This window comes from Burkholderia sp. AU19243 (genome assembly GCF_018148075.1).
GTDB classification, from domain to species: Bacteria; Pseudomonadota; Gammaproteobacteria; order Burkholderiales; family Burkholderiaceae; genus Burkholderia; species Burkholderia latens_A.
The window spans coordinates 1-12,908 of the sequence record NZ_JAGSTV010000003.1 but is presented as its reverse complement, the minus strand read 5'-3'; the positions used below and the strand labels follow the sequence as shown (position 1 = coordinate 12,908).

The window sequence follows — 12,908 nt, the reverse complement described above, 5'->3', positions numbered from 1 at the left end:
GTGAGGTCGATTCGTCATCAATTGCTGGTCTGGCTGCTCGCGATCGTGGTCGCGGGCGTGTGCGCCGCGGGCTGGCTGATCTACCGGCAGGCGCTCGCCGAAGCGAACGAACTGTTCGACTACCAGTTGCAGGAAATCGCCGCGGCGCTGCCGTCGGAACCGTTCTCGCAGGTGTTCGGCTCGCGCACCAACGGCGACGAAGGCATCGTGATCCAGATCTGGAACCGCAACGGCGTGCTGATGTACTTCTCGCATCCGCGCGCACCGATCGCGCCGCGCGCGGAACTCGGCTTTTCGACCGAGCGCACCGATCGCGGCGAATGGCGCGTGTACGGCGCGATCGTCGGCGACAACGTCGTGCAGCTCGCGCAGCCTCTGTCGGTGCGCAACCGGCTCGCCGCAAACGTCGCGCTTCGCACGCTGTGGCCGCTGATCGTGCTGCTGCCGTTCCTCGGCGCGGCAGTCTGGATGATCGTCGGTCGCGGGCTCGCGCCGCTCGGCCGCGTGACGCGCGCGGTCGAGGCGCGCCGCCCGGAAGCGCTCGATCCGCTGCCCGACGCGCGGCTGCCGCTCGAGGTGCAGCCGCTCGTGCGCGCGCTGAACGGGCTGCTCGCGCGCTTGTCGGCAGCCCTCGACACGCAGAAGGCGTTCGTCGCCGATGCCGCGCACGAACTGCGCACGCCGCTCGCGGCCGTGCAGATCCAGGCGCAGCTCGTCGCACGCGCGAAGGACGACGCATCGCGCCGCGAGGCGGTCGCGGATCTGCAGGACGGCGTCACGCGCGCGACGCGCCTCACCGAACAGCTGCTCGCGCTCGCGCGCGCGGAGCCCGACGGCGCGACCGTGCGCGAGCCGGTCGACCTGCACGCGCTGCTCGCCGAATGCGTGGCCGCGCACGCGCCGCTCGCGCAGCGGCGCGGCATCGACCTCGGCTTCGAGGAGGCGCGCGCGGCGACCGTCAGCGCGGACATCAGCGCGCTGCGCGTGATGTTCGGCAACCTGCTCGACAACGCGGTGAAATACACGCCGGACGGCGGGCGCATCGACGTGTCGCTGACGCGCGATGCGGCCGGCCGCGCATGCGTGCAGATTGCCGACAGCGGGCCCGGCATCCCGCCCGACGAGCGCGAGCGCGTGTTCGACCGGTTCTACCGCGACAGCTCAGCACGCGCGCGCGCCGATGTGTCGGGCAGCGGACTCGGGCTCGCGATCGTCAAGCGGGTCGCGGCGCAGCAGGGTGCGACGGTGTCGCTCGGCGACGCAGCCGCGGGCGGGCTGCTCGTAAGCGTCGTGTTCCGCGACGCGGAAATGCCGCAGCCGGCGCCGCAAGCGTCCGAATCGGCGTGAGCTGCCGCTCCGGCAGCGGCTTAAGCCCCGCTTAAGGCCGATTAAGCCTCCTTTAAGTCAGGGTCGTTACGCTGCGACCTAACAAAGAGGAGGTCCTACGATGAACACCCGATTCCTTGCGCGCGGCGCCGTCGCGGTCGCCGTGGCGGCCGCGCTGTCCGCCGGTTATGTCGCGGGTACCCGCCATGCCGATCCGCAGATCATCACGCCTGCGCAGGCTGCCGCGCTGATGCCGGCCGAAGCCGCGGCGAAGACCGGTATCCCCGATTTCTCCGGGCTGGTCGAAACCTACGGCCCGGCGGTCGTGAACATCAGCGCGAAGCACGTCGTGAAGCAGGTGTCGCGGCGCGTGCAGCAGCCGCAGCTGCCGATGGATCCGAGCGATCCGTTCTACCAGTTCTTCAAGCACTTCTACGGTCAGGTGCCGGGAATGGGCGGCGACGCGCAGCCGGACGACCAGCCGAGCGCGAGCCTCGGTTCGGGATTCATCGTCAGCTCCGACGGTTACATCCTCACCAACGCGCACGTGATCGACGGTGCGAACGTCGTCACGGTGAAGCTGACCGACAAGCGCGAATACAAGGCGAAGGTCGTCGGCTCCGACAAGCAGTCCGACGTCGCGGTGCTGAAGATCGACGCGAGCGGCTTGCCGACGGTGAAGATCGGCGATCCGGCGCAGAGCAAGGTCGGCCAGTGGGTCGTCGCGATCGGTTCGCCGTACGGCTTCGACAATACCGTCACGTCGGGCATCATCAGCGCGAAGTCGCGCTCGCTGCCCGACGAGAATTACACGCCGTTCATCCAGACCGACGTGCCGGTGAACCCCGGCAACTCGGGCGGCCCGCTGTTCAACCTGCAGGGCGAGGTGATCGGCATCAACTCGATGATCTACTCGCAGACGGGCGGCTTCCAGGGCTTGTCGTTCGCGATTCCGATCAACGAGGCGATCAAGGTCAAGGACGAGCTCGTGAAGACGGGCCACGTGAGCCGCGGCCGCCTCGGCGTCGCCGTGCAGGGGCTGAACCAGACGCTCGCGAGTTCGTTCGGGCTGCAGAAGCCCGACGGCGCGCTCGTCAGCTCGGTCGATCCGAACGGCCCGGCCGCGAAGGCCGGCCTGCAGCCGGGCGATGTGATCCTTGCAGTCAACGGCTCGCCGGTCGCCGATTCGACGTCGCTGCCCGCGCAGATCGCAAACCTGAAGCCGGGCTCGAAGGCCGAACTGCAGGTGTGGCGCGACAAGGCGAAGAAGTCGATCAGCGTGACGCTCGGCGCGATGAGCGACGCGAAGGTGGCGTCGAACGACGGCGGCCCCGTCGAGCAGGGGCGCCTCGGTGTCGCGGTGCGACCGCTGACGCCTCAGGAGCGCAGCGCAACGAATCTGTCGCACGGGCTGATCGTGCAGCAGGCCGGCGGCCCGGCCGCCAGCGCGGGCATCCAGCCGGGCGACGTGATTCTCGCGGTGAACGGCCGTCCGGTCACGAGCCCCGAGCAGTTGCGCGAGGCGGTCAAGGGAGCGGGCAACAGTCTTGCTCTGTTGATCCAGCGCGATAATGCACAGATCTTCGTGCCGGTCGACCTGAGCTGACCGGCGGCCGCAACGGGCCGGCCCGGCCGGCCCGCGCGGGCGCCGCCGGCGTTCGGCGCCGAGATGTTGTGTTCCGACCCGAAAGGAGAGAGCCATGCAATATCTACGCAACGTGTCCCGATTTGCCGTCGCGGCGGCACTGGCCGCCGGCCTTGCGGTCGCCGTGCCGGCCGCGTACGCGCAATCGTCGGACGGCTTGCCCGAAGCGAGCCAGCAGGGCGATGTCAGCTTTGTGTCAGGCGGCATCGGCAAGGATCAGTCGACGGCGTTCGAGCGCAACGAAGCGGCATGGCCGCTGGCGCTGCGCTTCACCGGCAAGGGCGGTGAATATCTCGCGGACGTCCATGTGCGGATCGTCGACGGCAAGGGTACCGAATTGCTGAAGACCGATGCGCGCGGGCCGTACATGCTCGTGAAGCTGCCGCCGGGGCGCTACACGGTGCACGCGTCGTATCAGGGCAGCGACGAGACGCGCGCGGTCACCGTCGGCGCGAAGGGCGGCGCGAAGGCCGCGTTCCAGTGGAGCGCCCAGTAACGCACCGTGCGTAGGCCCGCGGCGGGTAGCGCAATCGGATTAACTTTCGCCCATAATGAGAGCCACGGCTTCGTGCCGTGGCTTTTTCGTTTCCGCGCCCGGCGTGCCCGCCGGCGCTGCCCGGAGGAGAAACGATGTCCGATGCAGCCGACCCTCGCCTCGAAATCGTGCCGAACCGCCATCGCGTGCGCGTGATCCATCGCGGCATCACGTATGCCGACTCGCACGGCGCGCTGACGGTGCGCGAGGCGGGCCTGCCGGACATTCATTATCTGCCGCGCGGCGACGTCAACATGCGCAGGCTCGTGAAGTCGAGCGTCACGACGGCGTGTCCGCTGAGGGGGCAGGCCGTCTACTTCGACCTGCAGACCGAAGACGGCGTGATCGAGAACGCCGCATGGAGTTATGAAGAACCGGCGGAGGCGGCGGCCGCGCTCGCGCACTACGTTGCCTTCGATGCCGCACGGATCGACAGTCTCGTCGAGACGTCCTGATGCGGCGCGCGTTCATCGGGGAGGCGTCATGGAACTGAACGACACGTTGCGCGTACCGCTCGCGCCGGCCGTCGTGCGCGAGGCGCTGGAGGATCTCGCACTGCTGCGCGCGAGCTTCGATCATTGCGAGTCGTTCGAGAAGCTCGCGCACGGGGAATTCGCGCTGACGATCACGGTGCCGCTCGGCCCGCTGCGCGCGCGCTACGACGTGCGTGCCCATTCGGCGGGCGAACAGGGCGATGCGCAAGGGCTGCCGCGCCGCCTGCTGAACTTCAAGGCTCGGGCCGATGGTCTGGGCGCTCTGCGCGGCCAGGTCGAACTCGTGCTGCTGCGTGAACAAGGCGACGCCGAGGCGACGCGCATCGACTACGTGGTGTGGGCGACGGCGAGCGGGCCGCTCGCCGAACTGCCGGCGCGACAGATCGAAAATGCGCTGCGTGAATGGACCGACGATTTCTTCCGCGAATTCAGTGCGGTCGTGCAGGCGAAGCACGGTCTCGTGCCAAACCGCGCGCGGACGAATGCGCCGCGCCGGCAGCACGTGTTCCTGCGTCCCGCGTCGCTGATGGCCGCGGCGAAGCGTCCGCTGCCGCATCTCGGCGGCGCGCTGAGTGGCCGGGCCGCGAGCGTCGTGCATCATCGCGAATCCGGTCCGCTGTCCGGCTGGGCGTGGGCGGCGATCGTCGTGTTCGTCGCGCTGCTGCTGTACGCGGCGCGCTGGATCAACGGCGCCTGAGCATCCGCAGCCGCTCGCGCGTTGTCTGCGAGCCGGCCATCTGCGCGCCGGCCGTCAGCGCAATGCGTCGGGCCCGGCGCCGCGAAATTCCTTCCGATAAGCCGACGGCGACGTGCCGAGTGCGCTCGCGAAATGCTGGCGCAGCGACACGCTCGACCCATAGCCGGCCGCCTGCGCGATCGCGTCGATCGATTGTCCGGTGGTCTCCAGCAGGTGCTGTGCGCGCGTGAGCCGCTCGGCCTGCAGCCATGCGGTCACGGTGGTGCCCGTCGCCTGGCGGAAGTGCCGCGTGAACGTGCGCCGGCTCATCAGCACGCGCCCGGCGAGCGAATCCACGCTGTGCGCGAGGTCGAGATGCGCGCGCACCCAGTCGAGCAGCCCCGCCAGCCGGGCGTCGCGCGGATGCGCGGCGACCGGCTGCGGCACGTATTGCGCCTGACCGCCCTGGCGGTGCGGCGGGATCACGAGGCGGCGCGCGATCCGGTTTGCGGCGTCCGAGCCGAAGCGCCGCCGCACGACGTGCAGGCAGCAGTCGAGCCCCGCGGCCGTGCCGGCCGATGTCATCAGGTTGCCGTCGTCGACGTACAGCACGTCGGGGTCGAGCTTCACACGCGGAAACCGGTGCGCGAAATCGTCGGCCCACGCCCAGTGCGTCGTGGCCGGACGTCCGTCGAGCAACCCGGCCGCGGCGAGCACGTAAGCGCCGAGGCACAGGCCGACGACCTGCGCGCCGCGCGCGGCCGCCGTGCGCACCGCGTCGACCATCGCGGCCGGCGGCGCTTCGTCCGGATCGCGCCATGCCGGCACGATGACGATGTCCGCGTCGTCGAGCGCGTCGAGCCCGTACGGCGCGGTGATCGTGAATCCGCCCGTGGTCGACAGCGGGCCGCGCTCCGCCGAACAGACGCGGAAATCGAACGCGGGCGTGGCTGCGGCGTCGCGCTCCTTGCCGAACACGACGGACGGCACCGACAAATGGAACGGGCTGATACCGTCGTATGCGATCACGGCGACGATGGTCGGGGCGAGGGCGGCGGACGACGCGGTGACGCGCATGGGCGGACTCGGGCATGGTGATGGCCCGATTCTATCGAATATTGGCTATCGGGCCACTGTCCGCATGCGCGGTGCGATCCGACAATGCGTCGCATCGCGCCGCTGTCCGTTCCGCTCCGGAGCGGGGCGGCGCAGTCCAACCGGGAGTCCTGCCATGTCGAATGCCGTGTCGTCGTCTTCTGCCGTTTCCGCTTCCCGCCGTGCACTGATCGTCATCGACGTGCAGAACGAGTACGTCACGGGCGGCCTGCCTGTCGAATATCCGCCGGTCGACGCATCGCTCGCGAACATTGGCCGCGCGATCGACGCCGCGCATGCGGCCGGCGTGCCGGTGATCGTCGTGCAGCACGTCGCGCCGGCCGGTGCGCCGATCTTCGCGCCCGGGACGGACGGTGTCGCGTTGCACCCGGTCGTTGCCGGCAGGCCCCATGCGCACCTGATCGTGAAGGCGCAGGCCAGCGCGTTCGCCGGCACCGATCTCGCCGCGTGGCTCGATGCGCACGAAATCGACACGCTCGCCGTCGCCGGCTACATGACGCACAACTGCAATGCGTCGACGGTGTATCACGCGGTGCATGCCGGGCTGACCGTCGAGTACCTCGCGGATGCGACCGGCGCGGTGCCGTACGAGAACGAAGCAGGAGCGGCGAGCGCCGAGGAGATTCACCGAGCGTACTCGGTGGTGTTCCAGTCGAACTTCGCGGCGGTGATGTCGACCGATGCGTGGATCGCCGGCATCGGCGGCGCGGCGATGCCGGCGCGCGATTCCGTCGCCGCGTCGAACCGGCGGGCCCGCGCCGGGCGCGCGAAGGCGGCGTGACGGACGCGCGCAGCGGGAAGGTCAAGAATTCGATCGGGTGGCGCATCGACCGCGTGCGGCCGGTCCATCCGGCCGCCGGCGATGAAACGGCACGCGGCGGCGTCGGCGGCGCGCTGGCCCGTCAGCCCGCTTTCAGCATCGCAGGGCTGTAACGCATCATGTCGAAGCAGCCGTCGACGAGTTGCTCCGCGTGCTGCTCGGCGTCGATCTCGTCCGGCAGCATCAGCATGTCGCGCACGAAGCCGCTGACGAGCGTGTGCAGCATCAGCGTCGCGCGCCACGTGTCGAGCCGCTCGGGCAGCAGCTTGAGCTGCACGGCCGCCGCGAGATCGGCGTCGATCGCGTGCAGCGCTTCGCTCATGCCCGCGCGATTGCGTTGCAGCAGCGGTTCCATGTCCGCGACGTATTCGCATTTCATGAACAGGATGCTGAACACGCGCCGCAACTGCGAGTCGCGCTGCACGCCGAGCAGGCACCAGATCAGGATCTTGCGGATCTTCTCGAGCGGATTGCCGCCGGGCGCGTCGAGCGGCGTGCGCTTGAGCTCGTCGATCGGCAGGAACACGCGGTCGAACATCGCATCGAACAATTCGCTCTTGTTCGCGAAATGCCAGTAGATCGCGCCGCGCGTCACGCCGGCATGCTGCGCGATGTCCGCGAGCGACGTGTGCGACACGCCCTTCTCGAAGAACACGTGCTCGGCGGCGTCGAGAATGCGGTTGCGCGTCTCGAGCGCCTCCTCCTTGGTGCGTCTGACCATGTGCAGGCCTGAATGGATCGATCGTCGGTGAATATGGGTCTGTAACGCTCGCCGCCGCCGCGCCGAGCCGCTATGCTTGCGATTGGTAATAATTCGTAAGACTGAACGGGCGGGGGCGGGCGAGCGGGCTTTTTACATACATTCGTGAATGTATATACAATACCACCCTACGATCGAATGACCCAAGTGGCAATCAGTTAATATCCCACTCTGCTGATTCCCGCCCTAGTACAAGTCCGCAGTTCGCGGCATCTCGTCGGCATGGAGGTCTCGTGCCGACTTGCTGTATCCAGTAGTCCAGCAATTCAGGTGTTCGATCAGCGCCGCGAGGCGCATCCGTGTGGCGCTCCGTCCGGGCGCCGCACTCATTCCATTGGTTATACACAGAGGTCGCTCCATGCGCGTCGAACGGGTTCCATACCGCTTACTCACTGTCGCGACGGCCGCCGTTTTCCTGGCCGCGTGCGGGAAAAAAGAATCGGCACCGCCGCCGCAAACGCCGGAAGTCGGCGTCGTCACCGTCCAGCCGCAAGCCGTACCGGTCTTCACCGAACTGCCGGGCCGCACCAGTGCATTCCTCGTCGCGCAGGTCCGCGCGCGGGTCGACGGCATCGTGCTGCGTCGTGAATTCACCGAAGGCAGCGACGTCAAGGCCGGCCAGCGCCTCTACAAGATCGATCCCGCGCCGTACCTCGCGCAGTTGAACAGCGCGAAGGCGACGCTCGCGAAGGCGCAGGCGAACCTCGTCACGCAAAACGCGCTGGTCGCGCGCTACAAGGTGCTGGTTGCCGCGAATGCGGTCAGCAAGCAGGACTACGACAACGCGGTCGCCACGCAAGGGCAGGCGGCGGCGGACGTCGCAGCCGGCAAGGCAGCGGTCGAGACCGCGCAGATCAACCTCGGCTATACGGACGTCGTTTCGCCGATCACCGGCCGCGTCGGCATTTCGCAGGTGACGCCGGGCGCGTACGTGCAGGCGAGCCAGGCGACGCTGATGTCGACGGTGCAGCAGCTCGATCCGGTCTATGTCGACCTCACGCAGTCGAGCCTCGACGGGCTGAAACTGCGTCAGGACGTGCAGAGCGGCCGCCTGAAGACGAGCGGCCCGGGTGCGGCGAAGGTGTCGCTGATTCTCGAGGACGGCAAGACGTACTCGGAGCCGGGCAAGCTGCAGTTCTCCGATGTGACCGTCGACCAGACGACCGGTTCGGTCACGATCCGCGCGGTGTTTCCGAACCCGGGCCGCGTGTTGCTGCCGGGGATGTTCGTGCGCGCACGCATCGAGGAAGGCGTGAACGAGAACGCGTTCCTGGTGCCGCAGATCGGCGTCACGCACGACCAGAAGGGCCAGGCGATCGCGATGGTCGTGAACGCGAGCAACAAGGTCGAGCCGCGTCCGTTGAAGACGACCGGCATCCAGGGGCAGAACTGGATCGTCGAGGGCGGTCTGCAGGCGGGCGACCGCGTGATCGTGCAGGGCGTCGACAAGGTGCGTCCGGGTGCGACCGTGAAGTCGGTTCCGGCGCAGCTGCCGGCCGCCTCGGCGGCATCGGGCGTTGCAGCCGCATCCGCGGCGCCGGCCGCGGCCGGTTCGGGCGCCGCAGCCGCTTCGGGTGCCGCCGCCTCGGGCGCAGCACCGGCGAGCGCCGCCGCTGCGTCGAGCGCGCAATAACAGGGAGCCTGTTTCATGGCAAAGTTTTTTATCGATCGCCCGATCTTCGCGTGGGTGATCGCCATCATCCTGATGCTGGCCGGGGTTGCGGCGATCTTCACGCTGCCGATCGCGCAGTATCCGACGATCGCGCCGCCGTCGATCCAGATCACCGCGAACTACCCGGGCGCTTCCGCCAAGACGGTGGAAGACACGGTGACGCAGGTGATCGAGCAGCAGATGAGCGGTCTCGACAACTTCCTGTACATGTCGTCGACGAGTGACGACTCGGGCAACGCGACCATCACGCTCACGTTCGCGCCGGGCACCAACGCCGACATCGCGCAGGTTCAGGTGCAGAACAAGCTGTCGCTCGCGACGCCGGTTCTGCCGCAGGTCGTGCAGCAGCTCGGTCTGTCGGTGACGAAGTCGAGCAGCAGCTTCCTGCTGGTGCTCGCCTTCAACTCCGAAGACGGCAGCATGAACAAGTACGACCTCGCGAACTTTGTCGCGTCGCACGTGAAGGATCCGATCAGCCGCCTGAACGGCGTCGGTACCGTCACGCTGTTCGGCTCGCAGTACGCGATGCGGATCTGGCTCGATCCGAACCGCCTGACGAACTACGGCCTCACGCCGGTCGACGTGACGAGCGCGATCACCGCGCAGAACGTGCAGATCGCGGGCGGCCAGATCGGCGGCACGCCGGCGAAGCCCGGCACCGTGCTGCAGGCGACGATCACCGAATCGACGCTGCTGCAGACGCCCGAGCAGTTCGGCAACATCCTGCTGAAGGTCAACCAGGACGGCTCGCAGGTTCGCCTGAAGGACGTCGCGCAGATCGGCCTCGGCGGTGAAAACTACAACTTCGATACGAAGTACAACGGTCAGCCGACCGCGGCACTCGGTATCCAGCTCGCGACCAACGCGAACGCGCTCGCGACCGCGAAGGCCGTGCGCGCGAAGATCGACGAGCTCGCACCGTTCTTCCCGCACGGCCTCGTCGTCAAGTATCCGTACGACACGACGCCGTTCGTGAAGCTGTCGATCGAGGAAGTGGTCAAGACGCTGCTCGAAGGTATCGTGCTCGTGTTCCTCGTGATGTATCTGTTCCTGCAGAACCTGCGGGCGACGATCATCCCGACGATCGCGGTGCCGGTCGTGCTGCTCGGCACGTTCGCGATCATGTCGCTGGTCGGCTTCTCGATCAACACGCTGTCGATGTTCGGCCTCGTGCTCGCGATCGGTCTGCTGGTGGACGATGCGATCGTGGTGGTCGAGAACGTCGAGCGCGTGATGGCGGAAGAAGGGCTGTCGCCCAAGGAGGCGACCCGCAAGGCGATGGGCCAGATCACCGGCGCACTCGTCGGCGTCGCGCTCGTGCTGTCGGCGGTGTTCGTGCCGGTCGCTTTCTCCGGCGGTTCGGTGGGCGCGATCTATCGGCAGTTCTCGCTGACGATCGTGTCCGCGATGGTGCTGTCGGTGCTCGTCGCGTTGATTCTGACGCCCGCACTCTGCGCGACGATCCTCAAGCCGATCCCGCAGGGCCATCACGAAGAGAAGAAGGGCTTCTTCGGCTGGTTCAACCGCACGTTCAACAACAGCCGCGACAAGTACCACGTCGGCGTGCACCACGTGATCAAGCGCTCGGGCCGCTGGCTCATCATCTATCTGGTCGTGATCGTCGCGGTCGGGCTGCTGTTCGTGCGCCTGCCGAAGTCGTTCCTGCCCGATGAGGACCAGGGCCTGATGTTCGTGATCGTGCAGACGCCGTCGGGTTCGACGCAGGAAACGACTGCGCGCACGCTCGCGAACATTTCCGACTACCTGCTGAAGGACGAGAAGGAAATCGTCGAATCGGCGTTCACGGTCAACGGCTTCAGTTTTGCCGGCCGCGGCCAGAACTCCGGTCTCGTATTCGTGAAGCTGAAGGACTACTCGCAGCGTCAGCACGCGAACCAGAAGGTCCAGGCGCTGATCGGCCGGATGTTCGGCCGCTACGGCAGCTACAAGGACGCGATCGTGATCCCGTTCAACCCGCCGTCGATTCCGGAACTCGGCACGGCCGCCGGCTTCGACTTCGAGCTGACGGACAACGCCGGTCTCGGCCACGACGCGCTGATGGCCGCGCGCAACCAGTTGCTGGGGATGGCCGCGAAGGATCCGACGCTGCAGGGCGTGCGTCCGAACGGGCTGAACGATACGCCGCAGTACAAGGTCGACATCGACCGCGAGAAGGCGAACGCGCTCGGCGTGAGCGCGGATGCGATCGACCAGACGTTCTCGATCGCGTGGGCGTCGAAGTACGTGAACAACTTCCTCGACACCGACGGCCGGATCAAGAAGGTGTACGTGCAGGCCGACGCACCGTTCCGGATGACGCCGGAGGACATGAACATCTGGTACGTGCGCAACGGGTCGGGCGGGATGGTGCCGTTCAGCGCGTTCGCGACCGGTCACTGGACGTACGGTTCGCCGAAGCTCGAGCGTTACAACGGCGTATCGGCAATGGAAATCCAGGGTCAGGCCGCACCGGGCAAGTCGACGGGCCAGGCGATGACCGCGATGGAAGGGCTCGCGAAGAAGCTGCCGGTCGGTATCGGCTACTCGTGGACGGGCCTGTCGTTCCAGGAAATCCAGTCGGGCTCGCAGGCGCCGGTGCTGTACGCGATTTCGATCCTCGTGGTGTTCCTGTGTCTCGCCGCACTGTATGAAAGCTGGTCGATTCCGTTCTCGGTGATCATGGTGGTGCCGCTCGGCGTGATCGGTGCACTGCTCGCGGCGACGATGCGCGGCCTCGAGAACGACGTGTTCTTCCAGGTCGGTCTGCTGACCACCGTGGGCTTGTCCGCGAAGAACGCGATCCTGATCGTGGAATTCGCGCGCGAACTGCAGATGACGGAGAAGATGGGGCCGATCGAGGCCGCGCTGGAAGCGGCGCGCCTGCGGCTGCGTCCGATCCTGATGACGTCGCTCGCGTTCATTCTCGGCGTGATGCCGCTCGCGATCAGCAACGGCGCGGGTTCGGCGAGCCAGCACGCGATCGGTACCGGCGTGATCGGCGGGATGATCACCGCGACGTTCCTCGCGATCTTCATGATCCCGATGTTCTTCGTGAAGATTCGTGCGATCTTCAGCGGCGAGAAGGAAGACGTCGACGAGGCGCTGCGCCTGGCTCAGGAGCACTCGCATCACGAAGAGAAACCGGGCAACGGCGACGAAGGCAACAAGGGACAGTGATGATGCAAAAACACGCTTTGACTGCAATCGCAGTCGCGCTCCTGGCCGCGGGCTGCACGCTGGCGCCGCATTACACGCGGCCCGACGCGCCCGTCGCGCAGGCATACCCGTCGGGCGGCGTCTATGCGACGCAGCCCGGCGCTGCCGGCGCGCGCAGCGCGAACGGCCAGGCGGCGACCGCCATCGGCTGGCGCGAATTCTTCGTCGATCCGCGCCTGCAGCGGCTGATCGAGATCGCGCTGAAGAACAACCGCGACCTGCGCGTCGCGGTGCTGAACATCGAGGCGTCGCGCGCGCAGTACCAGATCACGCGCGCGGGCCTGTTCCCGACGCTCGACGGTACGGGCACCGGCAACATCCAGCGCGTGCCGCGCGGCGTGTCGCAGACCGGCGCGCCGTACATCTCGCGCACCTACAACGTCGGGCTGTCCGCGTCGTGGGAGCTCGACCTGTTCGGCCGCGTGCAGAGCCTGAAGGACCAGGCGCTCGCACAGTATCTGGCAACGTCGTACGCGCGTCAGGCGACCGAGATCTCGCTCGTGTCGCAGGTCGCGGACCAATATCTGACGCTGCTGTCGACCGAGGATCTGCTGAAGGTCACGGAAAACACGCTGAAGACCGCGCAGGCGTCGTACGACCTGACGAAGCTGCAGTTCGACAACGGTACGGGCTCCGAGCTCGACCTGC

At 67.4% G+C, this 12,908-nt stretch carries 11 protein-coding genes; 9 read left to right on the top strand and 2 right to left on the bottom strand.

Annotated elements, in window-relative coordinates; genetic code table 11:
* The 5 genes from KDW55_RS06270 to KDW55_RS06250 all read left to right on the top strand — a co-directional run bounded on the left by KDW55_RS06270 (nucleotide 1) and on the right by KDW55_RS06250 (nucleotide 4,697).
* Complete coding sequence (locus KDW55_RS06270; protein WP_040141748.1) at nucleotides 1-1,347, top strand: ATP-binding protein; 1,347 nt, start codon at nucleotides 1-3, stop codon at nucleotides 1,345-1,347.
* 100 nt (nucleotides 1,348-1,447) lie between these two features.
* Nucleotides 1,448-2,932: a DegQ family serine endoprotease gene (locus KDW55_RS06265; protein WP_059548603.1), complete on the top strand. Its 1,485-nt coding sequence runs from the start codon at nucleotides 1,448-1,450 to the stop codon at nucleotides 2,930-2,932.
* 94 nt (nucleotides 2,933-3,026) lie between these two features.
* Nucleotides 3,027-3,467, top strand: a complete 441-nt coding sequence (locus tag KDW55_RS06260) for a carboxypeptidase-like regulatory domain-containing protein (RefSeq protein ID WP_212149887.1) — start codon at nucleotides 3,027-3,029, stop codon at nucleotides 3,465-3,467.
* A gap of 134 nt (nucleotides 3,468-3,601) precedes the next feature.
* Nucleotides 3,602-3,961: a DUF427 domain-containing protein gene (locus KDW55_RS06255; RefSeq protein WP_040144786.1), complete on the top strand. Its 360-nt coding sequence runs from the start codon at nucleotides 3,602-3,604 to the stop codon at nucleotides 3,959-3,961.
* Nucleotides 3,962-3,989: 28 nt separating this feature from the next.
* Nucleotides 3,990-4,697: an SRPBCC domain-containing protein gene (locus KDW55_RS06250; protein WP_069241707.1), complete on the top strand. Its 708-nt coding sequence runs from the start codon at nucleotides 3,990-3,992 to the stop codon at nucleotides 4,695-4,697.
* 54 nt (nucleotides 4,698-4,751) lie between these two features.
* Here KDW55_RS06250 and KDW55_RS06245 read toward each other — a convergent pair whose 3' ends face one another.
* Nucleotides 4,752-5,753, bottom strand: a complete 1,002-nt coding sequence (locus tag KDW55_RS06245) for a helix-turn-helix domain-containing protein (RefSeq protein ID WP_212161778.1) — start codon at nucleotides 5,751-5,753, stop codon at nucleotides 4,752-4,754.
* Nucleotides 5,754-5,907: 154 nt separating this feature from the next.
* On the opposite strand from KDW55_RS06245, the gene KDW55_RS06240 reads away from it, so the two are divergent.
* Nucleotides 5,908-6,573, top strand: coding sequence for a cysteine hydrolase family protein (locus KDW55_RS06240; RefSeq protein ID WP_059548599.1), 666 nt, complete (start codon nucleotides 5,908-5,910; stop codon nucleotides 6,571-6,573).
* 121 nt (nucleotides 6,574-6,694) lie between these two features.
* Here the strand turns inward: KDW55_RS06240 and KDW55_RS06235 are convergent, their stop codons facing one another.
* On the bottom strand, nucleotides 6,695-7,333 hold the full coding sequence (locus tag KDW55_RS06235) for a TetR family transcriptional regulator (RefSeq protein ID WP_040141734.1): 639 nt from the start codon (nucleotides 7,331-7,333) through the stop codon (nucleotides 6,695-6,697).
* 397 nt (nucleotides 7,334-7,730) lie between these two features.
* On the opposite strand from KDW55_RS06235, the gene KDW55_RS06230 reads away from it, so the two are divergent.
* From KDW55_RS06230 to KDW55_RS06220, 3 genes are all read left to right on the top strand, one after another.
* Nucleotides 7,731-9,005: an efflux RND transporter periplasmic adaptor subunit gene (locus tag KDW55_RS06230; protein ID WP_040141732.1), complete on the top strand. Its 1,275-nt coding sequence runs from the start codon at nucleotides 7,731-7,733 to the stop codon at nucleotides 9,003-9,005.
* Nucleotides 9,006-9,020: 15 nt separating this feature from the next.
* Complete coding sequence (gene bpeB, locus KDW55_RS06225; RefSeq protein WP_040141730.1) at nucleotides 9,021-12,221, top strand: efflux RND transporter permease BpeB; 3,201 nt, start codon at nucleotides 9,021-9,023, stop codon at nucleotides 12,219-12,221.
* Nucleotides 12,221-12,908, top strand: a 688-nt coding sequence (locus KDW55_RS06220; RefSeq protein WP_212197893.1) for a TolC family protein, incomplete at its 3' end; no start/stop codon positions are given. The genes bpeB and KDW55_RS06220, both read left to right, overlap by 1 nt.